Origin of the sequence: Streptomyces sp. NPDC004542 (genome assembly GCF_040610035.1) — a bacterium.
Classification (GTDB): domain Bacteria; phylum Actinomycetota; class Actinomycetes; order Streptomycetales; family Streptomycetaceae; genus Streptomyces.
In genome coordinates this window covers 52355-77649 of sequence record NZ_JBEXLP010000024.1, presented here as the reverse complement: position 1 = coordinate 77649, position 25295 = coordinate 52355, and the positions used below count along the sequence as shown (strand labels likewise).

Genomic DNA, 25295 nt, shown 5'->3' with positions numbered 1-25295 from the left:
AGGGGCTGGGCGGACGGGCTCAGTACCCCTGGGTGTCGTAGCCCGGGGTGTCGTAGCCCTGGCCGGCGTGGCTCCGGGCACCCTGCTGGACGTAGGGCTGCTGCTCGGTCAGGGTGATCCGGCCGGCCCTGATGGTGGCCACGCGCGGTGCGCGGCGGGCGATCGACGAGTCGTGGGTGACCATGACGAAGGTGAGGCCGTACTCGCGCCACAGTCCTTCCAGCAGGGCCATGATGTCGTCCCGGGTGCCCTCGTCGAGGTTGCCGGTGGGCTCGTCGGCGAGGAGCACCTTCGGCTTCTTCACCAGGGCGCGGGCGATGGCGACGCGTTGCTGCTGGCCGCCGGACATCTCCGAGGGGACGTGGGCCAGACGTTCGCCGAGGCCCACCGAGCGCAGTGCCTCGGCCGCGCGTTCGCGGCGCTCGGCGGGCTTGACGCCGAGGGGGACCAGGGCGGTCTCGACGTTCTCCTGTGCGGTGAGCGTCGGGATCAGGTTGAACGCCTGGAAGATGATGCCGATCTTCTCGGCGCGCAGCCGGGTCAGCTTGGTCTCGCTGATGCGCGCGAGGTCCACGCCGTCCAGTTCGACGCTGCCCTCGGTCGGGCGGTCCAGACCGCCGATCATCTGGAGGAGGGTGGACTTGCCGCCACCCGTGGGGCCCTGGATGACGAGCTGGTCGCCGTCGGCGATGGTGAGGTCGATGTCGCGCAGTGCCTCCACCGTCTCCTTGCCGCGCGTGTAGCGCTTGGTGACGCCGGTGAGTCTGTACATGGGAACTCCGTAACGGGAAGCGACGAGAAGCAGGTGGGTCAGGAGACGCTGCGCAGGGCGTCGGCCGGGCGCATGCGGGAGGCGCGCCAGCCGCCCATGGCGCCGGCGATCAGGCCGCCGGCGACCGCCAGGCCCACCGCGAGCGCGATGGTGGTCAGGGAGACGGGGGCCGAGAGGGCGATCTCCAGGGTGCTGGAGGACTGCTGGCCGGGCCCGCCGCCGCCCGGGCCGCCACCGGGGCCGCCCATGCCGCCGCCGCTGCTGCCGAGCTGCGCGGTCAGCTTCGGGCTGATCGCGGTGACCGTGTAGGCGGCCGCGAGGCCCAGGGCGATGCCGAGGCCGCCGCCGATCAGGCCGTTGACCATGGACTCGCCGACCACTTGGCGGGTGACCTTGCGGCTCGGCCAGCCCAGCGCCTTGAGGGTGCCGAACTCCCGTACGCGCCGGGAGACGGCGGAGGAGGTGAGCAGCGCGGCCACCAGGAAAGCGGCGATCAGCACGGCGACGGACAGCCACTTGCCGACGCCGGCGGCGAGGCTGGAGGCCGTGGAGAGGGAGCCGGAGACCGTGGAGGCCAGGTCGGAGGAGGTGGTGACGGTCGTGCCGGAGATGTTGGACTGGATCTCCTTCTTCACGGAGGAGATCTGCTGGGAGTCGGTCGCCTTGACGTAGATCGTGGTGACCTCGTTCTTGGCGTCGCCCAGCGTCTGGGCCTGCTTCAGCGGCAGGTAGACGTCGGTGGTGGACTCGCTGCTGTCGGGGGTGGCGATGCCGATGACCGTGTACGTGGTGCCGGAGATCTTGAAGGTCGAGCCGACCTTGTACTTCTTCTCCTTGGCGTAGGACTTGCCGACCACCGCGACCTTGGCGTCGGTCTGCGCCGAGGTGAAGGTCCTGCCGGACGTGATCTTCATCGCGGCGAGCGGGCCGAGGTCCTGGTTCGTGACGTCGACTCCGGCTACGGAGTAGCTGTTCACGTTGAAGTTCGCGCCGCCGCCCTGCACCTGCGGCTGGCCGCCACCGCTGTCGCCGCCGCCCGGGGCGCCCTGCTGCTGGGAGCCGGAGGAGCCCGAGGAGGTCGAGGACTTCGCCTTGCCCTGGGTGAAGGAGCCGTCGACCTTGGTGACGTTGAGGGAGAGGGCGCCGACCGCGCTGTCCACGCCCTTCTGCGCGGCCACCTGCTTCACCAGGGAGGATTTCAGGGCCTGGCCGCCCTGCGTCATCACCCGGTCGGAGCTCTGCGAGGTCTTGCTGCTGGACTTGGCGTCGAACTTGAAGTTCGGGCCCTGTGAACTGCCGGACTTGGGTGCCGTCCGGGCCTTGGTGACGGTCATGTCCGTCCCCAGGCCGTAGAGCGATTTCAGGACTTTGTCCTGAGCCTGCTGCATGCCGGCCGACACCGAGTTGACGGTGATGACCAGCGCGATACCGAGCGCCAGACCCATCGCGATGACCAGAGCGGCCTTCTTGCGCCGGCTCAGCTCGCGCTTGAGATAGATGCCAAACATCCCGTTCCTCGAAGGTTCTTGGCGCCCGCTGTGGGCGCGGCGCCAAATTAGGCAGGAACCTTTGAGTGAGCCTGGGTAAAACGTGTGTCAGGGCTGAGAAAGTGGGTAGGGGGTCAGATTTTCATATGGCGGGCTCGGTGTACGGTCCCGGGATGCGTGATTGTTCTCGGCTCAGTCGGCGTGCCGTCCTAGGTCTGACGGCCGCCGCCCTTCCCCTGTCGGCTGCCACACCCGCGTCCGCCGCGACGGTGATCGGCGGAGAGCGGCTGGCCCGCCCGGGGATCCAGGTAAGGGGCGCCACCGGGCTGCCCGGGAAGCTCACCGCCCGCTCGTGGCTCGTCGCCGACCACGACACGGGCGAGGTGCTCGCCTCGTTCGGCGCGCACCGGCGGCTGGCGCCCGCTTCCACGCTGAAGATGCTGTTCGCGGACACGGTGCTGCAGAAGCTGGACCGGGGCACGACGCACAAGGTCACCGATGCCGACCTGGCCGACGTTCCGGCCGGTTCCAGCCTGGTCGGCGTCAAGCCCGGCATCACCTACACCGTCCACCAGCTCTGGCAGGGCGTGTTCCTGCGCTCCGGCAACGACGCGGTGCACGTGCTCGCCCACCTCAACGGCGGGCTGGCGCGGACGGTCGCCGAGATGCAGGCCAAGGCGGAGGACCTCCAGGCACTGGACACGCATGTGGTCAGCCCGGACGGCTTCGACCACAAGGGGCAGCTGTCGTCGGCGTACGACCTGACGCTGTTCGCCCGGTGCGGGCTGAAGGACGGCGACTTCCGGGACTACTGCGGCACGCGGACCGCCGACTTCCCGGCGGGCGGCAAGAAGACCTTCCAGATCCAGAACACCGACCGGCTGCTGACGGGGGCGTGGGGGCTCGACACGTACGAGGGCCTGATCGGGGTGAAGAACGGCTACACGAGCCACGCCGGCAACACCTTCACCGGCGCGGCGGTCCGGGGCGGGCGCACCCTGCTCGTCACGGTGATGCACCCCGAGAGCGGCGGCAACTCCGTCTACGAGGAGACCGCCGCGCTGCTCGACTGGGGCTTCGGCAAGGGTCGTTCGGCGCAGCCGGTCGGCATGCTGGTCGAACCGCTCAGCGAGGGCGGCGCGAAGGCGGGCGCGGGCCCGGCCCCGGCCCGCAGGACCGCCCAGGCCGCCGGGGCGCCGGGCACGGCCTCGGGCGGCTCGTCGGGCTGGGGGGTGCTGGAAGGGGCCGCGGGGGCGGTCGCCGTGCTGGGCGCGGGCGCGTGGGCGCTCCGGCGGCGCAGGGCGGCGGTCGCGGCGGCGTCAGCGTCAGCGGCGGGGAAGCCGGATGCGAAGGGCGTACCGGACGCGAAGGGCGTGCCGGACGTGAAGGACACGACGACCGCGAAGGAACTACCGGACGGGAAGGCGGAACCGGACGGGAAGGCGGAACCGGACGGGAAGGCGGAACCGGACGGGAAGGCGGAACCGGACGCGAAGGCCGAACCGGACACGGAGCAGCCGGGCTAGGGCCGGAAGCGGGACGCGGCGGCGGGCCCCGGCCCGGTCAAGCGGCAGCCGTTCCACTCACCGGCGCGTACCCCGCGGACGAGCGCGATGGTCCACCCCCTGCCCGGTGCCGTGGAACGGCTGCCGCTTCCCCCCTCGGTGTGGCTGCGGAACGCCAGTGCTCCGACTGTGAAGCTCTGGTGAAGAAATTGGAGCACGGCTCCGCTATCGGCCGCAATACCACGGACGTTGGAATTCCACTTGTGGTGACGAGAGGAGGGTGGCGGCCCGCGCGTCCGTCGCGTCCGTCACGGCACGGGAGCGTACGAGGCGTCTTCTCCCGGATACCGCACGCCGATCCGCTCCCGTATCGCGTCCAGCGTCCGCATCACCGCGAGGGTGCCGTCCAGCGGCACCAGCGGGGACTCCGTCTCGCCCGCCCGCAGCGCCCGCATGACCTCCACCGCCTCGTGCCGCAGGCTGCTGCGCGGCCCGTCGGCCGGGTCGGCGGCGAACTCCTCGGGGTCACGGCCGTCGCGGTGCAGCACGAAACGGTCGGGGTGGAAGAAGCCGTGCGGGATGTCGATCCGGCCGTGTGAGCCGGTCACCGACGCCGTGATGGCCGTGGCGCCGACCATCGAGCAGTGCACCGAGGCGAGCGCGCCGTCGTCGTAGGTCAGCAGGGCGCCCGTCTGGAGGTCGACGCCCTCGGGGGACAGCGCCGCCCGCGCGGTCACGTCGGACGGCTCGCCGAGCAGCAACTGCGCGAACGACACCGGGTACACGCCCAGGTCGAGCAGCGCACCGCCGCCGAGCGCCGGGTCACGCAGCCGGTGTGACGGCGGGAAGGGCCCGGACCCGCCGAAGTCGGCCTGCACGGTGCGCACCTCGCCGATCGCACCGTCGTCGACCAGCGCCTTCAGTCGCCGGATCAGCGGATTGCAGTACATCCACATCGCCTCCATCAGGAAGCGTCCGCGTCCGCGCGCCAGCGCGACCAGCTCCTCGGCCTCGCGCAGGTTCAGCGTGAACGGCTTCTCGCACAGCACGTTCCGCCCGGCCTCCAGGCACAGACCGGCCGCGGCCCGGTGCGCCGAGTGCGGGGTGGCGACGTAGATGACATCGATGTCGTCGTCCTTCGCCAGCGACTCCCAGTCGCCGTACGCCCGTTCGATCCCGAACCGATCCGCGAACGTCCGCGCCGACTCGGCGCTGCGCGACGCCACCGCCACGACCTCCGCCCCCGGCAGGTCCACCACATCCGCCGTGAAGCGGGCGGCGATCCCGCCCGTGGCCAGGATCCCCCACCGCACGCTCTGCTCCGCCATTCCCACCCTCGCTCATGTGATCCCCGGCACTGTGTACGACCGGCGATGTGTACGGCTGAGAGCATAGGTGGCGGTCGGCTCGGAGAGGGAGGGGCACATGGGCGAGCACGCGGCGGCGCCGGCACCGGAACAGGAGCAGGGGCAGGAGCCCGCACCGCGGGAGCCGTCCCCGCCGGCCGCACGCCGCACCGGACTCCTGCTCGTCCTCCTCCTCGGCGGACTCACCGCGACACCCCCGCTGGCGATGGACATGTACCTCCCGTCCCTGCCGGAGGTCACCCGCTCCCTGCACGCCCCGGCCGCGACCGTGCAGCTCACCCTCACCGCCTGCCTGGCCGGGATGGCGCTCGGGCAGCTGGTGGTCGGCCCGATGAGCGACCGGTGGGGCCGCCGCCGCCCGCTGCTCGCCGGCCTCGCCGTGTACGTCGTGGCCACCGCCCTGTGCGCGTTCGCGCCCAACGTCGAAACGCTGGTCGCCTTCCGGCTGGCGCAGGGCCTCGCGGGCGCGGCCGGCATCGTCATCGCGCGGGCGGTGGTCCGGGACCTGTACGACGGCGTGGCCATGGCCCGCTTCTTCTCCACCCTGATGCTGGTGTCGGGGACCGCGCCCGTCGTCGCCCCGCTGATCGGCGGTCAGCTCCTGCGGGTGACGGACTGGCGGGGCGTGTTCGTCGTCCTGACGGTGGTCGGGGCGCTGCTGGCCGGCGTCGTCCGGTTCAGGCTGCCCGAGACCCTGCCGCCCGCCGAACGCCACGGCGGCGGCGTCGGCGAGGCGCTGCGCGCGATGCGCGGACTGCTCGCCGACCCGCCCTTCACCGGCTACATGCTCACGGGCGGCTTCGCCTTCGCCGCGCTGTTCGCCTACATATCGGCCTCGCCCTTCGTCATCCAGGAGATCTACGGCGCCTCCCCGCAGACCTTCAGCCTGCTGTTCGGCCTGAACTCCGTCGGCCTCGTCCTCGCCGGGCAGGTCAACGGCAAGCTGCTGGTCGGCCGGGTCCGCCTGGACCGGGTGCTCGCCGTCGGCCTGGCCGTCGTCGTGCTCGCGGCCACCGCGCTGCTGCTGATGTCCGCCGGCGCCTTCGGGGACGTCGGCCTAGCCCCCGTCGCGGCCGCCCTGTTCGTGCTGATGTCCGCGATGGGCGTCACCCTGCCCAACACCCAGTCCCTCGCCCTGCTGCGCACCCGGCACGCGGCCGGCTCCGCCTCCGCCCTGCTCGGCACCTCCTCCTTCCTCGTCGGAGCGGTCGCCTCGCCGCTCGTCGGCGTCGCCGGGGAGCACACCGCCGTGCCCATGGCCCTCGTCCAGCTGGTGGGATCACTGGCCGCGCTGGCCTGCTTCGTGGGAATGTGCCGTCCCTGGAAGACGCGTGACGAGACAGCGCGTACGGGGACGGAGGGAGCAGCGAGCTGAGCGCACCGAGACTGCGCGTCGACACCCCGGAACGGGCCGGGCTCGACCCCACGGAACTCGGCCTGCTGGTCCGCGGGGTCCGCCGGCTCACCGCCGGGGAACGCCCCTGGGCGGCGGGCGTCGTCGCGGTGGCCGGGCGCGGGCCGGTGATCGCCGTGCGGCACGCGGCGGGCTGGGCGGTGCGGTACGCCTCCCACGACCCTCAGACCGACGCGGGCGTGGAACTGCCGCCCGCCGACCGGGTGCCGATGACCGTCGACACCCCCTTCGACCTGGCCTCGCTCACCAAGCTGTTCACGTCGGTCGCCGCCGTCCAGCAGATCGAGCGGGGCACCCTCGGCATGGACGCCCGGGTGGGCGCCTACCTCCCGGAGTTCCGGGCCGCCGCCGAGCACGGCGTCACCGTGCGGCAGCTGCTCACCCACACCTCCGGGCTGCGCCCCGAACTGCCGCTGTACGACTGCCCCGACGACGCGGCACGGCTGGCGCTGCTGCGGGCCGAGGCGCCGAGCGGTGAGCCGGGCACGTACCGCTACTCGGACCTGAACATGCTGCTGCTCCAGTTCGTGCTGGAGCGCGTCACCGGCCGCACCCTCGACGTCCTGGTGCACGAGGGGATCACCCGGCCGCTGGGCATGACCGCGACCGGCTTCGGGCCGTGCCCGGGCGCCGCGGCCACCGAGGACCAGCGGCGGCCGTGGGCCAAGGCGGACCGGGGGATGCTGCGCGGCCTGGTCCACGACGAGAACGCCTGGGCGCTGGGCGGGGTGGCCGGGCACGCGGGCCTGTTCGGCACCGGCCCGGACCTCGCGGTCTTCTGCCGCGCGCTCCTCGCGGGCGGCGCGTACGGCCCGGCGCGCATCCTCGGCCCCGACTTCGTGGAACTGCTGCTGACCCCGCCCGGCCTCGGCTTCGCTGTGGACCAGCCCTGGTTCATGGGCGAACTGGCCGGCCGGGGAGCGGCGGGCCACACGGGCTTCACGGGGACCTCCCTGGTGCTGGACCCGGCGACGGACACCTTCCTGGTGCTGCTGGCGAACACCGTGCACCCCCGCAGGCGGCCACCGGACAGCGGGCCCAGGGCAGCGGCGGCGACGAGGCTGGCCAGAGCGGTCCGGGGCACCTGAGAGAATCGGTGGGTGAACGCCCCCGAATCCGCAGCCGACACCCTCCGCGCGACCCTCGCCGGACTGCTCGACGGGCTGCCGCCCTCGCAGGCCGCCGGGGCCGTGGAACGGCTGATCGCCACCTACCGGGGGGACACCCCGACCCACGCGCCGATCCTCCGGGACCGCGCGGACGTCGCCGCGTACGCCGCCTACCGGATGCCGGCCACCTTCGAGGCGGCCCGTTCGGCGCTGGCGGCGTTCGCCGACGCGGTGCCGGGGTGGGTGCCGGGCAGCCATGCCGACATCGGCGGCGGGACCGGCGCGGCGACCTGGGCGGTCAGCGCCACCTGGGACGGGACGCGGCCGGTGACCGTACTGGACTGGGCCGGGCCCGCGCTCGCACTCGGCGAGGAGATCGCCGCCGCCCGCCCGGCGCTCAGGGACGCCCGCTGGCAGCGGGCCCGGATCGGCGCGGCCCTCACCCTCGACCCGGTCGACCTCGTCACCGTCTCCTACGTCCTCAACGAACTGACCGAGGCCGACCGCGCGGCCCTCGTCGACGCCGCCGCCCGGGCCGCCCGGGCCGTCGTGATCGTCGAGGCCGGCACCCCCGCCGGCCACGCCCGCGTCCTCGAGGCCCGCGACCGCCTCGTCGGCGCCGGCTTCCAGGTCGCCGCGCCCTGCCCGCACAGCGCCGCCTGCCCCATCGCCCCCGGCACCGACTGGTGCCACTTCTCGGCCCGGGTCAGCCGCTCCTCCCTGCACCGCCAGGTCAAGGGCGGCTCCCTGGCGTACGAGGACGAGAAGTTCAGCTACGTCGCCGCCGCCCGCCTCCCCCTCCCCGGCGTCACCCCCGCGCCCGCCCGGGTGGTCCGGCGCCCGCAGATCCGCAAGGGCCAGGTGCTCCTCGACCTGTGCGAGGCGGACGAGCGGCTGCGCCGGACGACGGTCACCAAGCGCCACGGCGACCAGTACAAGGCGGCCCGGGACGCGGACTGGGGCGATCCCTGGCCGCCCGCGGGGAGCGCATAGGGGAAGCGGGCCGGGAGGCCGGCGGGGAGAGCCGGCAGGGAGAGCGGACGGGGAGAGCGGATAGGTTCGGGACCATGGCCGCCCAGAAGTCCGTCCAGCCGGCCCCCGACACCACCCGCCGCAGCGAGAGGTCCCGCCGCGCCATCTACGCCGCCGCCCTCGAACTCGTCGGCGAGGTCGGCTACCCCAAGACCACGATCGAGGGAATCGCCGCCCGGGCCGGCGTCGGCAAGCAGACGATCTACCGGTGGTGGTCGTCGAAGGCGGACGTCCTCATGGAGGCGTTCCTCGACCTCGCCGAGCGGACGGCACGCACCGCGGGCCAGGAGCCGCACACCGTCCCGGACACCGGTGACCTCGCCGCCGACCTCAAGGCCGTGCTGCGCGCCACCGTCGACGAACTGCTCGCCGCCCGCTTCGAGGTGCCCTCCCGCGCCCTGGCCGCCGAGGGCGTCGTCAACGAACAGGCCGGCCGTGCCTTCGTCGCCAAACTGCTCGAACCGTCGCTCCAGCTGTACGTGGACCGGCTGCGCGCGGCCCAGGACGCCGGGCACGTCCGCCCCGGCGTCGACCCGCGCATCGCGCTCGAACTCTTCGTCTCCCCGCTGGCCCAGCGCTGGCTGCAGCGCACGGGCCCCATCTCCCACGCGTACACCGACACCCTGGTCGACTACGCGCTGCACGGGATCGGCACGTGCCCTCCCGCGCCCCCGGAGCGTGGGACGGTGGGAGCATAGGGCATGCTGTCCGCACGACAGGCGAGGCGAGGGGACAGATGAGCGCGGAGTTCGACGGCCGGTCCGGCCGGCAGGGCAGACTCTCCCAGTGGCTGCGCGGACGCCGCCCGAAGGAGGCCGCCGACGGCGGCGGCCGTGAGGCCCTGCTGCTGGCCGCCGCCGGAGCGGGACTGCCGCTCGCGCCCGCCGCGCACCCCGCGCCCGGCTACCGCTGCTCGTGCGACCGCGTCGGCTGCCCCACGCCGGCCCGGCACCCGGTGTCCTTCGCCTGGCAGACGCAGTCCACCACCGACCGCGGCCAGATCGAACGCTGGGCCCGGCACCAGCCGCAGGCCAACTTCGTCACCGCCACCGGCATGGTGCACGACGTCCTCGACGTCCCCGTGGAGGCCGGCCGGGAGGCGCTCGACCGGCTCCTCGGCTCCGGCGTCGAGGTCGGCCCGGTCGCCGAGAGCGACGACGGCCGCATGCTGTTCTTCACCCTCACCCGGGGCACGCCCGAGGACGAGGACGAGTGGTGGCCCTGCGAGCTGGACTGCCACCCCGAGACCATGGACGAGCACCCGGGCCTGCGCTGGCACTGCCGCGGCTCGTACGTGCTGGTCCCGCCGGCCCGGCTGCCGGGCGACGAGCAGGCCGTGCGCTGGGTGCGCGGCCCGGAGCACCCGCTGCCGGACCCGCTGACCCTGCTGGAGGCCCTCACCGACGCCTGCGCCCGCCACGCCGGCGCGGAGCCAGGCCACCCGGGGGTGGCCTGGCCCGTACGGCACTGAGGTGTCCGGCGGGGCGGGGCGGGTTTCCGGCGAGCGCTCTTCGCCGCCCTGCCTGCGCGGAGCCCGGCCGCCCCGGTGGCGGTCCGGCCTTGCGTCCTTGCGCGGCTGAGGCCTCCGGTCCGGCCGCCGGGCCGGCTTCGGGCGAGGTCTCTTTGGCGTCCGCGGCCGGAGTTCGGCCACCCGGGCGGTCCGGCCTTGCGGCGCCGGGGCTTCCGGGTGGGCCCGGGAGGCCGGGGCTCGGCTGAGGGCGGGCTATTCGCCCTGTGCGCCCGTCAGGCCCTGGATGCGGCCCAGTACCGACACCTTGCCGCCCGGCTTCGGGTCCAGGGCGACCTCGTTGGAGATGAACTCCAGCGTCAGCGACTGCTTGATCTCGCCCTTGGTCAGGGCCTTCACATCGTCACCCGGGACGGGTACGGAGGTGCCCGCGGCGGCGGTCCGCTTCTCGTAGTGGTGCGTGGTGAAGAACACCAGCGCCCCGCCGTCCGCGGTGCGCAGCGCCAGCGGCGCGTAGTCGCCGCTCGTCAGCGGTTCGTCGATGTACTGGGTGACCAGACCCGGCTTCCTGGCGCCCTTCGCGCGGTCCTTGCGCCACCCGCTGGTGTGCGTGCCGTCCGCGAAGGCGCTCCCGCCGCTCTTCAGGTACGTCGCGTACGCCTGGCTGAGCGTCCCCGGCTCGACGGCCAGCGAGGCGGAGTTCGCGGGGACCGCTTCGCCCCAGCCGTCCGCGTCCTTCGTGAACTCGGGCACGCTGCCGGGGGCCACCAGCGTCACGTACGCCGCCTGCCACGGCTCGGTGACATCGTCGCGGGTGAAGACGAACAGCCAGCGTGCGGCACCGCCCTTGTTGGCGGCGGCGTCCACCACGAACCAGCGGGGCCAGCCCGCCTTCTTGACGATGGTGTACTTCGCGTCCGACAGCTTCAGCGGCGTGTGCCCCGGGTTCCCGTCCGGGCTGTTCACGTGCCCGGCCTTCAGCCGGGCCCCGTCGATGTCGCCGAACGCGCCGGTGACGTGGTCCGCGTCCAGGGAACGGTCGTACGCCTTGTCGGCCGCGTTGTACGCGTCCGTGAACTGCCGCAGCGCCTTCGCGGCCTCGGCGCGGGTGGTGGCGGGGAGCACTTCGCGTTCCCCGTGCACCACCACGCATCCGCTCGCCGTCAGCGACAAAGCGGTCAGCGAGGCCGCCATGAATGCGTTCCGGTCACGCCTGCGGAGCCTGCGAGGGCTGCGAGGGCTGCGATCCCTGGTCATCAGGTACGGTCACCTTCCCCTTCCCGGAGGCGAACCCTACCGGGGCGAGGAACACCGCGAGTGTCGGGACCAGGTACAGCAGCCACACCGTGACCTGGATCACGGTCGGGTCGGGCTGGAAGTTCAACACGCCCTTCAGCAGCGTGCCGTACCAGCTGTCCGGCGGGATCGCGCCGCTGATGTCGAACGCCAGGTGCGTCAGCCCCGGGATGATGTCGGCCTCCTGGAGGTCGTGGAAGCCGTACGCCAGCACGCCGGCCGCGACGACGACCAGCATCCCGCCGGTCCAGGTGAAGAACTTGGCGAGGTTGATCCGCAGCGCGCCCCGGTAGAACAGCCAGCCGAGCAGGACCGCCGTGGCCAGGCCCAGCGCCACACCGATCAGCGGGCGCGGGGTGCCGTCGGACGCCGCGTGCACCGACGCCCACACGAACAGGGCGGTCTCCAGGCCCTCCCGGCCCACGGCCAGGAACGCCGTCGCCACCAGCGCGCCCGTGCCCATCGCCAGGGCCGCGTCGAGCCTGCCGTGCAGCTCCGACTTCAGGTGCCGGGCGGTGCGCCGCATCCAGAACACCATCCAGGTCACCAGGCCCACCGCGACGACCGACAGCGAACCGCCGAGCGCCTCCTGCGCCTTGAACGTCAGCTCCTGGGAGCCGAACTCGAGGACGCAGCCGAAGCCCATCGCGATGGCGACGGCGACGGCGATGCCGGTCCAGATCGGCTTCAGGGCGTCCCTGCGGCCGGTCTTGACCAGGTAGGCGATGAGGATGCAGACGACGAGGCTGGCTTCCAGGCCCTCGCGCAGACCGATCAGGTAGTTGGAGAACACGGCTACGCCTCCTCGGAGAACAGCGTGCGGCCCCACCAGTCGCCGGAGTCCCGGACGCCGGGCGGGACGGCGAAGACCGCCGATCCCACGTGCTGGATGTACTCGTTGAGCGCGTCGTGCGCCGACAGTTTCCGCTGCAGCGGGATGAACCCCTTGCGCACGTCACGCTGGTAGGCCAGGAAGAACAGGCCCGCGTCCAGGCGGCCGAGGCCGTCGGTGCCGTCGGTGAAGGAGTAGCCCCGGCGCAGGATGGTGATGCCGCCGTTGGAGTCGGGGTGCGCCAGGCGCACGTGCGCGTCCGGCTTCATCGCCTTCAGGAACGGCTCGTCGTGCTCCTTGGCCTTGCCGACCGGGGCGCCCTCGCGCTTGTCGCGGCCGAACACGTCCTCCTGCTCCTGCAGCGAGCTGCGGTCCCAGGTCTCGATGTTCATCCGGATCCGCCGGGCGACCAGGTAGGAACCCCCGGTCATCCAGGCCGCGTTGTCGTCTACGTCGCCGTCCCCGACCCATACGAACTTCTTCAGCCGGTCCGTCTCGGTGCCGGCGATGTTGCGGGTGCCGTCCTTGAACCCCATCAGGTTGCGGGGGGTCTGGGCGTCCGGCGTGGTCGAGGAGGTCTTGCCGAAGCCGAGCTGCGACCAGCGGATGGCGACCTTGCCGAAGCCGATCCGGGCCAGGTTGCGGATCGCGTGCACGGCGACCTGCGGGTCGTCCGCGCAGGCCTGGACGCACAGGTCGCCGCCGGTGCGGGACTTGTCGAGGTTGTCACCGGGGAAGGCGGGCAGGTCGGCCAGTGCGGCCGGCCGCTTGTCGGACAGCCCGAACTTCTCGAAGAACGACGGCCCGAACCCGATCGTCAGCGTCAGCCGCGAGGGCTTCAGCCCCAGCGCCTCACCCGTGTCGTCCGGAGGGGCCTCGGCGAGCCCGCCGTACGCGCCCTCGCCGACCGGCTCGCCGGCCGTCATCCGGCGCGCGGCGGCCGTCCAGTCCTTCAGCATGCGCACGAACTCGGCGCGGTCCTCGGTCTTCACGTCGAACGCGGCGAAGTGCAGCCGGTCCTGCACCGGCGTGGCGATGCCCGCCTGGTGGGCGCCGTGGAACTCCACCGCCCCGCCCGTCCCGGCCGCGGCCGGGTCCGCGTCGTCGCCGGTCTTCGCCATCGCCACCGCGCCGCCGGCCGCGGCGGCACCGAGCGCGAGGCCGGCGCCGCCCCAGCCGATCAGCGAGCGGCGGGACGGGCTGCTTGCCTGGGTCTGCGTCATCGTGGTCCCCTCCCTACTTCACGACCGCGGCGGCGAGCTTGGACAGCGGCTCGGCGAGGGCGTTGACCGCGTCCGACAGTTCCTTCTGCTGCTCGTCGGTGACCTTGTCGTAGGAGACGAAGTCGTACGCGTTCTTGTCCGGGCGGTACGTGTCGAGGAGGGTGTTCAGCGCGGTGAACTGCTTGTCCAGCTCCTTGGTGAGCGCCGGGTCGTTCTTCCGCGCGACCGGCTCGAGCAGCTGGTAGGCCCTCTGCGCGCCCTCGACGTTGCCCTTGAAGTCGACCAGGTCGGTGTGCGAGTAGGCCTCCTCCTCGCCGGTCACCTTGCCGGTGGCGACCTCGTCCAGCAGTTCCTTGGCGCCGTTGGCCATGGAGGTCGGGGTGATCTCGGCCTTGCCGACCCGCTTCTGCCAGTCCTCGAGGTCGGTCACCAGCCGGCCGGCGAGGGACTTCTCCTCGCTGCCGATCTTCTTGTCCGCCCAGAGGGCCTTCTCCAGGCGGTGCCAGCCGGTCCACTTCTGGCCGTCCTCCAGGCCGTCCTCGCGGATGTCGACCTTCGGGTCGATGTCGCCGAAGGACTCGGCGACCGGCTCGGTGCGCTCCCAGCCGAGGCGGGAGGGGGCGTAGGCCTTCCTGGCGGCCTCGAGGTCGCCGTCCTTGACCGCCTTCGCGAAGGTCCCGACCAGCGGCAGCGTCTGGTCGGCCTGGTCCTGGACGTAGTCGCGGTAGTCGGCGACCGCCTTGTCCAGCTGCGGGTTCCGCCGGGCGGTGGAGCCGCCGGTGACGGTGAGCTTCTGCCGGACGCCGTGGCCCTTCATGCCGGGGCGGCAGGCGATCTCGTAGGAACCGGCCTTCACCTCGGCGGTCAGCGTGTACTTGGTGCCGGGGCCGACGTTCTCCTTCTCGGAGATGATCCGGCCGTCCGGGAGGACGATCTCGACCTCGGTGGCCTTGCTGCCCTTGTTCTCGATCTTGAGCGTGACCTGGCCGGCCGGAACGGACTTGGTCGAGGTCTCGCAGGTGGAGTCGGCGGCGGTCACCTGGATGGCTTCGCCGCCCTTGGCGTCGCTCTTCGCAGTGCAGGCCGACAGGGCGGTCAGAGCCGCCGCGGTCGCGGCGGCGGTGACGGTGAGGCGGACGGCTCGCATGCGGGGCTCCAAGCGGGAACGATGTGGTGAGGCTGACCTAACTTACCTGAGGCTAACCTCAGTGCTACCCATCCGGCCCCCGGTTCAGCGCCCACAGAAAGATCACAGACACGGCTTGATATCGACGGCGGAAAACAGACCCCAAGGGGAGGTAAAGTGGGGGTCAAGTGATCGCGGAGCGGTCGCCGGGCGTCCCGGCCGCCGTCGCGATGCTTCAATTCCCTCGTGACTGACTACGACGTGCTGCGCGTCTTCTGCGCGGCCAACGGCGGATACGGCAACGAGCTCGGCGTCGTCCGCAACGGCTCACGGATCCCCGGCCCCGACGACCGCCAGGCGTTCGCGGCGAAGCTCGGCTTCAGCGAGACGGTGTTCGTGGACGACCCCGAGCGCGGGGTCCTCGACATCTACACGCCCACCCTGCGCCTGCCCTTCGCCGGTCACCCCTGCGTCGGTGTGGGCTGGCTGCTGGACGTGCCCGAACTGGTCACCCCGGCCGGAGTCGTCGGCGTCCGCCTGGACGGCGAGTTCAGCTGGATCGAGGCCCGCCCCGAGTGGGCCCCGCCGCGCACCCTGCGCCAGTACGCGACCGCCGCCGAGGTCGACGCGCTGCCCGTGCCGTCACCCGGCGCATGGACGTACGCCTGGGCGTGGGAGGACGAGGCCGCCGGCCGGATCCGCGCCCGGGCCTTCCCCGGCCGGGACGACGGCATCGACGAGGACGAGGCGACGGGCGCGGCCGCCCTGCTGCTCACGGAGCGGCTGGGCCGCGCCCTCAACATCACCCAGGGCGCCGGATCCCAGATCCTCACGGCCCCGCAGCCCGGCGGCTGGGTGGAGGTCGGCGGCCGCGTGGTCCTGGAACGCCAGCCGGAGCGGCCTTAGGGCCCTTCTGACGGAGATCCGCCAGAAGGGCCCTAAGGCAGGGTCAGGATGTCGGCGCCCGTCTCGGTCACCACCAGGGTGTGCTCGAACTGCGCCGTCCGCTTGCGGTCCCTGGTCACCACGGTCCAGCCGTCGTCCCACATGTCGTACTCGTGCGTGCCCAGGGTCAGCATCGGCTCGATCGTGAAGGTCATCCCCGGCTGCATGACCGTCGTGGCCTGCGGGCTGTCGTAGTGCGGGATGATCAGCCCGGAGTGGAACGACGCGTTGATGCCGTGCCCGGTGAAGTCCCGGACCACCCCGTAGCCGAAGCGCTTGGCGTAGGACTCGATGACCCGGCCGATGACGTTGATCTGCCGGCCCGGCTTGACCGCCTTGATCGCCCGGTTGAGGGACTCCCGGGTCCGCTCGACCAGCAGCCGTGACTCCTCGTCGACGTCACCCACCAGGTAGGTGGCGTTGTTGTCGCCGTGCACCCCGCCGATGTACGCCGTCACGTCCAGGTTGACGATGTCGCCGTCCCTGAGCACCGTCGAGTCCGGGATGCCGTGGCAGATGACCTCGTTGACGCTGGTGCACAGCGACTTGGGGAAACCGCGGTAGCCGAGCGTCGACGGGTAGGCGCCGTGGTCGCACATGAACTCGTGCGCGACCTTGTCCAGTTGGTCCGTGGTCACACCCGGCGCGATGAGCTTGGCGGCTTCCTCCATGGCCCGCGCAGCGATGCGCCCGGCCCTCCGCATCGCCTCGACGGTCTCGGGCGTCTGCACCTCCGGCCCGGTGTACGGCGTCGGCGCGGGCTTTCCGACGTACTCGGGGCGGCGGATGTTTCCGGGGACCGGACGGGTGGGGGACAGCTCCCCTGGTACGAGCAGCGACTGGCCAGACATGTCAGCGAGTCTAACCAGCGGGTGTGGGGGAACATGTCGGTGGCGAGAGGAGCTGGTCATGGCCCTGTTCAAGAAGCGGACCGCCGGGAAGCCCGGCGAGTGGTACTACTGCCTGGAGCACAAGAAGGTCGAGGAGGGCCCGGAGTGCCCGGCCAAGGACCGCTTCGGCCCGTACGCGACCCGTGCCGAGGCCGAGCACGCGATGGAGACCGCCCGCGAGCGGAACCTGGAGTGGGAGACCGACCCGCGCTGGCACGACGCGCCGGCCGGCGGGAGCTCCGACGAGGAGTGATCCCACGAGGGGTGATCCGGCCTCGGCAGGACTGATCCCGGCCCTTCCGTTCACGGCCGGCCGGGACGGGTGGTGGGCGACAAACGTCACCAGGGGGCGGGCGGGGGCGCGGTCAAGGCCTCCGCCAGCCTCGACAGACGGTCACGGAAGCGGCGTCGCGTCCGCGGGGAGCCGCCGTTCTCGCCGGCCGCCGCGCTGACCAGGTGCTGCACGCTGTCCAGGTCCAGTTCGGCCCCTTCCGGCACGGCCAGGGTCTCGTGGGCCATGGACTCCAGCTCGCCCCCGCCGGCGCCCAGGGCCAGTACCGTCACCCCGGCGCGCCGGGCGTCGTGCACCCGCTGGAGCAGGGGCGCCGGCTCGGCCGGGGCCACCACGAGCAGGGTCTCGCCGCGCCGGGCCGCCTCGAGCCGGCCGGGGCCCACGGCCAGGTGCGCCGGGTCCGTGGGACACGCGTCGTGCCGGACGAGGGCCGGGGCCAGTTCCGGCGTGCCCGACCAGGCGGCCTCGTCCACCAGGTGGGCCGCGAGGTGCCAGGGCTCGTACTCCGGGGTGCCCACCAGCAGCAGCCCGCCGCCGTACGTCACCACGGACCCGCGCAGTACGCCCGCGAACCGCCGGGTGGCGCCCAGCCACTCGGTCCCGGCGAGCACTTCGCGCAGCAGCGCGACCCGTACGGCGTCCATACGACCGCATGGTGCCGCAACCGGTCCTCCGGGACGCGGAGTTCAGGCGGGATTAGCCCGATTCGGGGACACTGTCCGATGACCGCGGGTCCGGGTCCGCCCGTGCTGCGGCCCACCTGAACCGGTGGGGCCGGGACGGCGGACGTAGAGTCGGCCCATGACCTCTAGCGACAGCGCACAGAAGGCCCCCGCCAAGGACCCCTGGGACCTGCCCGACGTCTCCGGACTGGTCGTCGGCGTGCTCGGCGGCACCGGGCCGCAGGGCAAGGGCCTCGCCTACCGGCTCGCCAGGGCCGGCCAGAAGGTGATCATCGGGTCGCGGGCCGCCGAGCGCGCGCGGGCCGCCGCCGAGGAGCTCGGGCACGGCGTCGAGGGCGCCGACAACGCCGAGACGGCGCGGCGCAGTGACATCGTGATCGTCGCGGTGCCGTGGGAGGGGCACGGCGAGACCCTCGAGGGCCTGCGCGAGGAACTGGCGGGCAAGCTCGTCGTGGACTGCGTCAACCCCCTCGGCTTCGACAAGAAGGGCGCCTACGCGCTGAAGCCGGCGGAGGGCAGCGCCGCCGAGCAGGCCGCCGCGCTGCTGCCGGACTCCCGGGTCACCGCGGCCTTCCACCACCTCTCGGCGGTCCTCCTCCAGGACCCCGCGGTCGACGAGATCGACACCGACGTGATGGTGCTGGGCGAGGAGCGGGCCGACGTGGAGACCGTCCAGGCGCTGGCCGGGCGCATCCCCGGCATGCGCGGGATCTTCGCCGGCCGGCTGCGCAACGCCCACCAGGTGGAGTCGCTGGTGGCCAACCTGATCTCCGTCAACCGCCGGTACAAGGCGCACGCGGGGCTCCGCGTCACGGACGTCTGACCGGATGGGGGACACTGGTCGCCGAAGCGGTGTCCCCCGACAGGAGCCTCCCGAAATGCCCCCCTTGTCCCCGCCCGGCCCGACCCGGCGACTCGCCGTCTACGCCCTCGCCGTGTGCCTCCTCGCCGTGGTCGCGGCCGTCGTCTCCTTCGTCCAGGGCAGCTGGCTGGGGATCGTCTGGGTGCTGCTCGCCGGTCTGTCGTCCAACATGACCTGGTACTACCTGCGGCGGGGCCGGGCCGGCTACTCCCAGAAGCGGTAGAGGCTCCAGCCGTAGGAGGTGTCGAACTCGCTCACCCCGAGGCCCCGCAGGACCGCGTCGACCAGGCCGAAGAACACGTGGTTGACCGACGGCAGCCACAGCAGTGCGAACACGAACAGCAGCCCGAACGGGGCGAACGGCTCCACCTGCCGCTTGACGCCCTGCGACAGCCAGGGCTCGATCACGCCGTAGCCGTCCAGGCCCGGGACCGGCAGGAAGTTCAGGATCGCGGCCGACACCTGGAGCAGCGCGAGGAAGGCGAGGGCGAGGCGGAACTCGAGGGGCACCCCGTCCAGCGCGCCCAGCCAGAACGGCGCCGTGCACACCGCCGCGAACAGCACGTTCGTCAGCGGGCCGGCCGCCGAGACCAGGCTGTGCCGCCACCGGCCCCGGATCCGGCCCCGCTCGATGAACACCGCGCCGCCCGGCAGCCCGATGCCGCCCATCATCACGAACACCACCGGCAGCACCACACTGAGCAGGGCGTGCGTGTACTTCAGCGGGTTCAGCGTGAGGTAGCCCTTCGCGCCGACCGAGATGTCACCGCTGTGCAGGGCGGTACGCGCGTGCGCGTACTCGTGCAGGCACAGGGACACGATCCAGGCGGCCGTCACGAACAGGAACACGGCGACGCCCGGCTGCTCGGCGAACCCCGTCCAGGTGGCCCATCCCGTGACCGCGGTGACGGCGAGGATCCCGAGGAAGACGGGACTTATGCGCCGCTCGCTGTGGCGGGTGGTGGCGGTGGTCATGCGGCGGACTCCTGTGGGTCGCGAACGGGGGCCGGCTGGGGTCGGTCGGCGCGCCCGACCGTACCGGGCGCAAGGGGAAAACGTCTCGCGGCCGGGTGCCGGTTCCTGGGAAGGCGGGGCAATGCTTACGAGGCGAGCGCCGTACGAGGGCCCACCTGGCCGGTCATGCCGGTGCAAGGCGGCGACCTGCGGGCGTGCGGCTTGGAGGAGCAGGAGCACGAAGGGCTGCCGGGGGTCGAGCACCACGGCGACACGTGGCCCACCACCACGGGCCGCGTCCGCGCGATCCACCTCGGCCACCAGGAGTACGCGGAGACCGTCCCGGGCCCCGGCGCAGGCGGGACACGGACGGTGCCCTCGTCATCCCGGACGTCCCCGGCGGCCCGTCGCCGTCCTCGGGTGGCGTGCGGTGAATCCTGGGCGGACGCCACGAGCCTCCGGGCCGTGCCTGCCCGGTGGTCGGCGGTGATCGGCGGTGAGGGGAGGGGCGGGGACGACGGGGTGCGTGTGCCGTCGTCCCCGACGTTTCCGGCAGCCCGTCGCCGGCCCGGACACGGCAGGCGCCCCGCCGCGCGAACTCCGTGACCGGCGATGAGATCAGCGGGGACAATAGGGCCCGTGCGCTACCGCATCCTCGGCACCACCCAGGCACTCCGGCCCGACGGCACGTCCGTCCCCGTCGGCGGAGCGCGCCTGCGTGCGCTGCTGACCGTGCTCGCGCTCAGACCCGGCCGGACGGTACCGGTCGGCGTGCTGGTCGACGAGGTGTGGGACGGGGATGCGCCCGCCGACGCCACCGCCGCGCTGCAGGCGCTGGTCGGACGGCTCCGGCGGGCCCTCGGGGCCGGCGCGGTCGCCTCGGCGGAGGGCGGGTACCGGCTCACCGCCGCTCCCGACGACATCGACCTGCACCGCTTCGAACGCCTCACCGGCGAGGGGCTGCGCGCCCTGGCCGACGACGACCCGGCGAAGGCGGCCACCGTCCTCGACGACGCCCTCGCGCTGTGGCACGGGCCCGCCCTGGCCGACCTGCCCGACCGCACCGCCGAGGCCGCCCGGTGCGACACCCGCCGCCTGGACGCCCTGCGCGCCCGCCACGCCGCCGCCCTCGCCCTCGGCCACGCCGAAGGGGCGCTGCCCGAGCTGACCGCCCTGTGCGACACCCACCCCCTGGACGAACCCCTCCAGGCCCTGCGGCTGCGCGCCCTGCGCGACGCGGGCCGCACGGCGGAGGCGCTGGCCGCCTACGAGGACGTACGACAGCTCCTCGCCGAGCGGCTCGGCTCCGATCCCGGGCCCGCACTGCGCGCGCTGCACGCCGAGTTGCTGTCCCCGCGGCCGGCGACGCCACCGGTGCGCCCGGCCGCCGGGCCCCCGGCACCGGGCAACCTCCCCGCCCGCCTCACCTCGTTCGTCGGCCGGGAGACCGACATCGAGGCACTCCGCTCGGACCTCGCGGCGGCCCGGCTGGTCACCCTGCTCGGGCCCGGCGGAGCGGGCAAGACCCGGCTGTCGCAGGAGGCCGCCGAAGCCGTGCGGGACGCGGCCCGGGACGGGGTGTGGCTGGCCGAACTGGCGCCCGTCGACGACCCGGAGGCCGTACCGGAGGCCGTGCTCACCGCGATCGGCGCCCGCGAGACCGTGCTGCACGGCGCCGGCGCCGAGGGCCTGCGGGCCGTCGCCGACCGGCACGACGACCCCGTCGAGCGGCTCGTCGAGCACTGCGGCCGGCGCCGCATGCTGCTCGTCCTGGACAACTGCGAGCACGTGGTGGAGGCGGCGGCCCGCCTCGCGGAGCGGCTGCTGGCCCGCTGCCCGGAGGTCACCGTGCTCGCCACCAGCCGGGAACCCCTCGGCGTCCCCGGTGAGCTGCTGCGCCCCGTGGAACCGCTGCCCGAGCCGGTCGCGCTGCGGCTGCTCGCCGAGCGGGGCGCGGCCGCCCGGCCCGGCTTCCGCACCGAGGACGACCCGGAGGCGTGCGCCGAGATCTGCCGCCGCCTCGACGGCCTGCCCCTCGCCATCGAACTCGCCTCCGCCCGGCTGCGGATGCTCACGCCCCGGCAGATCGTCGACCGGCTCGACGACCGTTTCCGGCTGCTCACCTCCGGCAGCCGCACCGTGCTGCCCCGGCAGCAGACCCTGCGGGCCGTGGTCGACTGGTCCTGGGACCTGCTCGACGAGGGCGAACGCGAGGTGCTGCGCCGTCTGTCGGTCTTCGCGGGCGGCTGCGACCTCGCCGCCGCCGAGGCGGTGTGCGGGCCGGACGCCTTCGACGCGCTGGGCTCCCTGGTCGACAAGTCCCTCGTCGTCGCCGCCCCCGCCCCCGACGGGATGCGCTACCGGCTCCTGGAGACCGTCGCCGAGTACGCGGGCGAACGGCTCGACGAGGCCGGGCGGCGCGCGGAGGCCGAGCACGCCCACCTGACGTACTTCCGCGAACTCGCCCGTACCACCGACCCGTTGCTGCGCGGCTCCGGCCAGCGGGCCGCCATCGCGCGGTTACAACTGGAGTACGAGAACGTGCGCACCGCCCTGCGCCGGGCCGTCGCCGCACGGGACGAGCAGGAGGCGATCTGCCTGGTTCTCTCCCTCATCTGGTACTGGCAGATGCGCGACCTGCGCATCGAGGCCCGCACCCTGTGCCGCGAGGTCATGGCGCTCGGCCCCGACCCGTTCGACGAGCCCGTCCGCCGCGCCGCGCCGATGTGGCAGCGCTGCACGGACGTCCCGCCCCCGTACACCGGCGAACTCCTCGACGAGGCCCGGCGCGGCCTGCACCTGGCGCACCTCGCCTGCATGGACACCGAACTGGAGGCCTGGCAGACCCCCGCGGCCCGGGCGAAACTGCTCGTCATCACCCGGGTGTACGAACCCGGCCTGCCGCAGACCTGCCGTCCGCCCGGCATGCTGTGGTTCTTCGCCGTGCTGCTGACCGAGGGGATCGAGCGGCTGCGCACCATCATCGACGCCTGCGTGCGGACCTCCCGGCAGACCCCGGGCTTCGACTGGGAACTGGCCACGACGCTGCAGATACGGGCCAACATCCTCGCCAACCGCAGCGACTGGGCGGGCGACGCGCTGCGCGACGCCGACGAGGCACTGGAGATCTTCCAGCGCCTCGGCGACACCTGGGGCGCCGCCGAGGCACTCTCCGCGCGCGGCGAGTCCTTTGAGCGCAAGGGCGAGTACGAGTCGGCCGCCGCCGACTTCCGGGCGGCCATCGAGCAGGCCGACCGCCTCGGTGCCCGCGCCCAGACGGCGGTGCTCGGTGTCCGCCTGGCCGCCGTGCTCCTGGAGACGGGCGAGCCGGAGCGCGGCGAGGGCATGCTGCGCGAGGTCATCGCCCGCCGGGACGGCAGCACCAACGAGGCGATGCCCATGGCCCGCCTCTTCCTCGCCGGCTGGCTCTCGCTCACCGACCGGGTCGCGGAGGCCCGCGAACAGCTCCGCCTGCTCCGCCGGGACTTCGGGATCGCCCACTTCGCCGTCTTCGACGCCCTCATCCTCGGCCAGGAGGCCTGGGTGGACGCCGTCGACGGCCGCCCCGACGAAGCCCTGGACACGATCCGGCGCGCGCTGGACCGCGCCGAGGAACCGCTGTCCCAGACCATCGCCCCGCACCTGCGCAACTTGTACCTGATCATCGCCGCGACGGCCCTGCCCGCGGTCGACGGCGGGCTCCGGGCCCGCGACGCCGCCCGCTGCCTGGGCGCCGCCGACGCGCTGCTGCCGTCCGGCCACGTCGCGGGGACCGTCGAGCGCGCGGTGCGCGAGCGCGCCGAGGCGGCCGTCCGGGCCGTGCTCGACGAGGAGACGTACGACTCCGCTTACACGGAAGGCGGTGGCCTCTCCCTCGCGGAGGCCACCGCCCTGGTCTGACACGCCCGGCCGGGCCGGCGCGGCGTCAGTTCTTGGTGCGGAACTTGTGGATCGCGACCGGTGCGATCACCGCGGTGAGCCCCACCGACCAGATCAGCGTCACCCACAGGTCGTGCGCGACCGGGCCGCCCTCCATCAGACCGCGCGCGGTGTCGGCCAGCGCGGACAGCGGGTTGTAGTCGGTGAAGTTCTGCAGCCAGCCCGGCATCGAGGCGGTCGGCGCGAAGATCGACGAGCCGAACTGCAGCGGCATCAGCACCAGGAAGCCCATGGCCTGCACGGACTGCGCGTTCTTCATCATCACGCCGAGCGTGAGGAACACCCACATCAGCGCCGAGCCGAACACCGCGGACAGCCCCACGGAGGCCAGCAGACCGGTCCAGTGGTGGATGTCGTAGCCCACGAGGACGGCGACCACCATCAGCACCGCGGTCGCGAACAGCATCCGCATCAGCTCCACCGCTATCTTGGCGAAGAGGACGGAGCCGCGGCCGATGGGCAGCGACCGGAAGCGGTCCATGACACCGGAGTTGAAGTCCTGGTTGAAGCCGGTGCCCACGCCCTGGGCCATGTTCATGCCCATCATGGCCATCAGGCCGGGCACGACGTACTGCACGTACTGGTCCTGGCCGCCGCCCAGGGACTTGCCGATCGAGCCGCCGAAGACATACACGAACAGCAGCGTGAAGACCACCGGGAACAGAACGGCGTCGAACATCGACTCCGGGTCCTGCCGGATCCACAGCAGGTTGCGGCGGATGAGCGCACCGGTGTGGCGCAGATGGGCGCGCGGCGAGATGGGAGTGTCGGACGGCGGGGCGGCCGCGGCCGCCGGAGTGAGGGTGGCGGCGCTCATACGGCGACCTCCTGGCGGGTGTCGGCGGGCGTGGCGTCCTGCGGGGCACTGGCACGGTGGCCGGTGAGGGACAGGAACACCTCGTCCAGGCTGGGCAGTTCGGTGGTGATGGCGGAGATCGTGATGCCGCGCGCGGTGACCGCGCCGACCACGGCGGTCAGCTGCTCGTCGCTGAGGACCGGCACCAGCAGGGTGCCGCTGTCGGTGTCGACGGTGGTGGCGGCGAGGCCGGTGACGCCGAGCTCGTCGAGCATGCGGGCGAGCGGGCGCAGCTCCAGCGGATCGGCCGGCCGCACCCGCAGGGTGCGCCCGCCGACCTTGGCCTTCAGCGCCTCGATGCCGCCGTTCGCGATGACCCTGCCGCGGTCCACCACGGTCAGCTCCGAGGCCAGCTGTTCGGCCTCCTCCATGTACTGGGTGGTCAGCAGGACGGTGACACCCTCCCCGACCATGGCCTTGACCTCGTCCCACACCTCGTTGCGGGTGCGCGGGTCGAGCCCGGTGGTCGGCTCGTCCAGGTAGAGGACGGCGGGCCGGCCGATCATCGAGGCGGCCAGGTCGAGGCGCCGCCGCATACCGCCGGAGTACGTTCCCGCGGGCCGCCGCGCGGCCTCCGTCAGCGAGAACCGCTCCAGCAACTCGTCGGCGCGGGCGCGGGCCTGACCGCGGGGCAGGTCGAGCAGCCGTCCGATCAGGTACAGGTTCTCCCAGCCCGGGAGCTTCTCGTCCACCGAGGCGTACTGCCCGGTGAGCCCGATCACCCGGCGCAGCTGCCGGGGCTGCCGTACGACGTCGTAGCCGGCGACGGTCGCCCGGCCGGCGTCGGGGGCCAGCAGGGTGGACAGGATCCGCACGAGGGTGGTCTTGCCGGCTCCGTTCGGCCCGAGCACACCCATCACGGTGCCCTCGCGCACGTCCAGGTCCACCCCGTCCAGCGCCTTGGTCTCGCCGTAGTGCTTGACCAGTCCCCGCACGGTGACGGCGTGGCCCGCGCCGGTGGGGTCGTTGTCGATTCGCTTCATGCCGATGACGGTGCCAGCCCCGACCGACAGACCACCTACAGCCCACCGACACGGCTCCGACACGGGTCGACCGGAAGGTGCGGGCCTCTCTTCTGGGCCCGGCCGGTGTTCGAGGCCCGGGCGGTTCAGCCCTGTGGGGGCTCCGCCCCGAGACCCCCGGACCTGTGCCCACCCACCACCCGTGCGAGTCGGCCGGCAGGCGCGGCCCCCCTTCTCACCCGTTCAGGCGCACGGGGTCCGGGGCCGAGCCCCGGCGGGGT

General features: G+C 73.1%; 23 protein-coding genes. 11 read left to right on the top strand and 12 right to left on the bottom strand.

Annotated elements, in window-relative coordinates; all coding sequences use genetic code 11:
• Positions 1-19: 19 nt before the first annotated feature.
• Both ABZX30_RS16220 and ABZX30_RS16215 read right to left on the bottom strand, forming a co-directional pair.
• The gene (locus ABZX30_RS16220) at positions 20-772 is read right to left on the bottom strand and encodes an ABC transporter ATP-binding protein (RefSeq protein WP_355933942.1); all 753 of its coding nucleotides are present in this window, start codon (positions 770-772) and stop codon (positions 20-22) included.
• Between the two features lie 38 nt (positions 773-810).
• Positions 811-2280 (bottom strand): ABC transporter permease, encoded by a 1470-nt coding sequence (locus tag ABZX30_RS16215; protein WP_355933940.1) that lies wholly within the window; start codon positions 2278-2280, stop codon positions 811-813.
• Between the two features lie 152 nt (positions 2281-2432).
• On the opposite strand from ABZX30_RS16215, the gene ABZX30_RS16210 reads away from it, so the two are divergent.
• Complete coding sequence (locus tag ABZX30_RS16210; RefSeq protein WP_355933939.1) at positions 2433-3785, top strand: serine hydrolase; 1353 nt, start codon at positions 2433-2435, stop codon at positions 3783-3785.
• A gap of 287 nt (positions 3786-4072) precedes the next feature.
• On the opposite strand, the gene ABZX30_RS16205 is transcribed toward ABZX30_RS16210, so the two are convergent.
• Positions 4073-5092, bottom strand: coding sequence for a Gfo/Idh/MocA family oxidoreductase (locus ABZX30_RS16205; protein ID WP_355933938.1), 1020 nt, complete (start codon positions 5090-5092; stop codon positions 4073-4075).
• A 97-nt stretch (positions 5093-5189) separates the two neighbouring features.
• Between ABZX30_RS16205 and ABZX30_RS16200 the strand changes: the two genes are divergently transcribed.
• The 5 genes from ABZX30_RS16200 (at position 5190) to ABZX30_RS16180 (ending at position 10157) form a co-directional block, all read left to right on the top strand.
• A complete protein-coding gene (locus ABZX30_RS16200) occupies positions 5190-6506 on the top strand; it encodes a multidrug effflux MFS transporter (protein ID WP_355933937.1) in 1317 nt (438 codons plus the stop codon).
• An 11-nt stretch (positions 6507-6517) separates the two neighbouring features.
• Complete coding sequence (locus ABZX30_RS16195; protein WP_355933967.1) at positions 6518-7633, top strand: serine hydrolase domain-containing protein; 1116 nt, start codon at positions 6518-6520, stop codon at positions 7631-7633.
• A gap of 12 nt (positions 7634-7645) precedes the next feature.
• On the top strand, positions 7646-8647 hold the full coding sequence (locus ABZX30_RS16190) for a small ribosomal subunit Rsm22 family protein (protein WP_355933936.1): 1002 nt from the start codon (positions 7646-7648) through the stop codon (positions 8645-8647).
• Between the two features lie 74 nt (positions 8648-8721).
• Entirely contained in the window at positions 8722-9384 is a 663-nt protein-coding gene (locus ABZX30_RS16185) for a TetR/AcrR family transcriptional regulator (protein WP_355933935.1), read from the top strand.
• 38 nt (positions 9385-9422) lie between these two features.
• On the top strand, positions 9423-10157 hold the full coding sequence (locus ABZX30_RS16180; RefSeq protein WP_355933933.1) for a bifunctional DNA primase/polymerase: 735 nt from the start codon (positions 9423-9425) through the stop codon (positions 10155-10157).
• Positions 10158-10409: 252 nt separating this feature from the next.
• Here ABZX30_RS16180 and ABZX30_RS16175 read toward each other — a convergent pair whose 3' ends face one another.
• The 4 genes from ABZX30_RS16175 to efeO are packed head-to-tail and all read right to left on the bottom strand — an operon-like array spanning position 10410 to position 14652.
• Positions 10410-11411 carry a hypothetical protein gene (locus tag ABZX30_RS16175; protein WP_355933932.1) on the bottom strand — a complete coding sequence of 334 codons (1002 nt, stop codon included), beginning with the start codon at positions 11409-11411 and terminating at the stop codon, positions 10410-10412.
• Positions 11362-12243, bottom strand: coding sequence for an iron uptake transporter permease EfeU (gene efeU / locus ABZX30_RS16170; RefSeq protein WP_355933931.1), 882 nt, complete (start codon positions 12241-12243; stop codon positions 11362-11364). The genes ABZX30_RS16175 and efeU overlap by 50 nt, the downstream gene beginning before the upstream one ends.
• Positions 12244-12245: 2 nt before the next feature.
• Positions 12246-13505, bottom strand: coding sequence for an iron uptake transporter deferrochelatase/peroxidase subunit (efeB, locus tag ABZX30_RS16165; protein ID WP_355933929.1), 1260 nt, complete (start codon positions 13503-13505; stop codon positions 12246-12248).
• A gap of 13 nt (positions 13506-13518) precedes the next feature.
• The gene (gene efeO, locus ABZX30_RS16160; RefSeq protein ID WP_355933928.1) at positions 13519-14652 is read right to left on the bottom strand and encodes an iron uptake system protein EfeO; all 1134 of its coding nucleotides are present in this window, start codon (positions 14650-14652) and stop codon (positions 13519-13521) included.
• A 225-nt stretch (positions 14653-14877) separates the two neighbouring features.
• On the opposite strand from efeO, the gene ABZX30_RS16155 reads away from it, so the two are divergent.
• Entirely contained in the window at positions 14878-15537 is a 660-nt protein-coding gene (locus tag ABZX30_RS16155) for a PhzF family phenazine biosynthesis protein (protein WP_355933927.1), read from the top strand.
• A gap of 32 nt (positions 15538-15569) precedes the next feature.
• Here the strand turns inward: ABZX30_RS16155 and map are convergent, their stop codons facing one another.
• On the bottom strand, positions 15570-16427 hold the full coding sequence (gene map / locus ABZX30_RS16150) for a type I methionyl aminopeptidase (RefSeq protein ID WP_355933925.1): 858 nt from the start codon (positions 16425-16427) through the stop codon (positions 15570-15572).
• Between the two features lie 58 nt (positions 16428-16485).
• On the opposite strand from map, the gene ABZX30_RS16145 reads away from it, so the two are divergent.
• Entirely contained in the window at positions 16486-16719 is a 234-nt protein-coding gene (locus tag ABZX30_RS16145) for a hypothetical protein (RefSeq protein ID WP_355933924.1), read from the top strand.
• 86 nt (positions 16720-16805) lie between these two features.
• Here ABZX30_RS16145 and ABZX30_RS16140 read toward each other — a convergent pair whose 3' ends face one another.
• Complete coding sequence (locus ABZX30_RS16140; protein WP_355933922.1) at positions 16806-17402, bottom strand: hypothetical protein; 597 nt, start codon at positions 17400-17402, stop codon at positions 16806-16808.
• Between the two features lie 157 nt (positions 17403-17559).
• Here ABZX30_RS16140 and npdG point away from each other — a divergent pair, with 157 nt between their 5' ends.
• On the top strand, positions 17560-18264 hold the full coding sequence (gene npdG / locus ABZX30_RS16135) for an NADPH-dependent F420 reductase (RefSeq protein ID WP_355933920.1): 705 nt from the start codon (positions 17560-17562) through the stop codon (positions 18262-18264).
• Between the two features lie 4 nt (positions 18265-18268).
• Entirely contained in the window at positions 18269-18526 is a 258-nt protein-coding gene (locus ABZX30_RS16130; RefSeq protein ID WP_355933918.1) for a hypothetical protein, read from the top strand.
• Here the strand turns inward: ABZX30_RS16130 and ABZX30_RS16125 are convergent.
• Positions 18508-19278: a site-2 protease family protein gene (locus ABZX30_RS16125; protein WP_355933917.1), complete on the bottom strand. Its 771-nt coding sequence runs from the start codon at positions 19276-19278 to the stop codon at positions 18508-18510. The genes ABZX30_RS16130 and ABZX30_RS16125 overlap by 19 nt on opposite strands.
• Positions 19279-19887: 609 nt before the next feature.
• Between ABZX30_RS16125 and ABZX30_RS16120 the strand changes: the two genes are divergently transcribed.
• Entirely contained in the window at positions 19888-23157 is a 3270-nt protein-coding gene (locus tag ABZX30_RS16120; RefSeq protein ID WP_355933965.1) for a BTAD domain-containing putative transcriptional regulator, read from the top strand.
• Between the two features lie 25 nt (positions 23158-23182).
• Here ABZX30_RS16120 and ABZX30_RS16115 read toward each other — a convergent pair whose 3' ends face one another.
• Both ABZX30_RS16115 and ABZX30_RS16110 read right to left on the bottom strand, forming a co-directional pair.
• Positions 23183-24013, bottom strand: a complete 831-nt coding sequence (locus ABZX30_RS16115; RefSeq protein WP_355933915.1) for an ABC transporter permease — start codon at positions 24011-24013, stop codon at positions 23183-23185.
• Positions 24010-25035 (bottom strand): ATP-binding cassette domain-containing protein, encoded by a 1026-nt coding sequence (locus ABZX30_RS16110; protein ID WP_355933913.1) that lies wholly within the window; start codon positions 25033-25035, stop codon positions 24010-24012. Before ABZX30_RS16110 ends, ABZX30_RS16115 begins: the two co-directional genes overlap by 4 nt.
• Positions 25036-25295 lie beyond the last annotated feature (260 nt).

Bases quoted from the DNA above. Each gene is read 5' to 3' on its own strand.
- ABZX30_RS16205 (WP_355933938.1), bottom strand. From the start codon at position 5,092: ATGGCGGAGCAGAGCGTGCGGTGGGGGATCCTGGCCACGGGCGGGATC.
- ABZX30_RS16200 (WP_355933937.1), top strand. From the start codon at position 5,190: ATGGGCGAGCACGCGGCGGCGCCGGCACCGGAACAGGAGCAGGGGCAG.
- ABZX30_RS16210 (WP_355933939.1), top strand. From the start codon at position 2,433: ATGCGTGATTGTTCTCGGCTCAGTCGGCGTGCCGTCCTAGGTCTGACG.
- map (WP_355933925.1), bottom strand. From the start codon at position 16,427: ATGTCTGGCCAGTCGCTGCTCGTACCAGGGGAGCTGTCCCCCACCCGT.
- ABZX30_RS16180 (WP_355933933.1), top strand. From the start codon at position 9,423: ATGAGCGCGGAGTTCGACGGCCGGTCCGGCCGGCAGGGCAGACTCTCC.
- ABZX30_RS16125 (WP_355933917.1), bottom strand. From the start codon at position 19,278: ATGACCACCGCCACCACCCGCCACAGCGAGCGGCGCATAAGTCCCGTC.
- ABZX30_RS16110 (WP_355933913.1), bottom strand. From the start codon at position 25,035: ATGAAGCGAATCGACAACGACCCCACCGGCGCGGGCCACGCCGTCACC.
- efeO (WP_355933928.1), bottom strand. From the start codon at position 14,652: ATGCGAGCCGTCCGCCTCACCGTCACCGCCGCCGCGACCGCGGCGGCT.
- ABZX30_RS16130 (WP_355933918.1), top strand. From the start codon at position 18,269: ATGGGGGACACTGGTCGCCGAAGCGGTGTCCCCCGACAGGAGCCTCCC.
- ABZX30_RS16220 (WP_355933942.1), bottom strand. From the start codon at position 772: ATGTACAGACTCACCGGCGTCACCAAGCGCTACACGCGCGGCAAGGAG.
- ABZX30_RS16140 (WP_355933922.1), bottom strand. From the start codon at position 17,402: ATGGACGCCGTACGGGTCGCGCTGCTGCGCGAAGTGCTCGCCGGGACC.
- ABZX30_RS16215 (WP_355933940.1), bottom strand. From the start codon at position 2,280: ATGTTTGGCATCTATCTCAAGCGCGAGCTGAGCCGGCGCAAGAAGGCC.
- ABZX30_RS16175 (WP_355933932.1), bottom strand. From the start codon at position 11,411: ATGACCAGGGATCGCAGCCCTCGCAGCCCTCGCAGGCTCCGCAGGCGT.
- ABZX30_RS16185 (WP_355933935.1), top strand. From the start codon at position 8,722: ATGGCCGCCCAGAAGTCCGTCCAGCCGGCCCCCGACACCACCCGCCGC.
- ABZX30_RS16145 (WP_355933924.1), top strand. From the start codon at position 16,486: ATGGCCCTGTTCAAGAAGCGGACCGCCGGGAAGCCCGGCGAGTGGTAC.
- efeB (WP_355933929.1), bottom strand. From the start codon at position 13,505: ATGACGCAGACCCAGGCAAGCAGCCCGTCCCGCCGCTCGCTGATCGGC.
- ABZX30_RS16115 (WP_355933915.1), bottom strand. From the start codon at position 24,013: ATGAGCGCCGCCACCCTCACTCCGGCGGCCGCGGCCGCCCCGCCGTCC.
- npdG (WP_355933920.1), top strand. From the start codon at position 17,560: ATGACCTCTAGCGACAGCGCACAGAAGGCCCCCGCCAAGGACCCCTGG.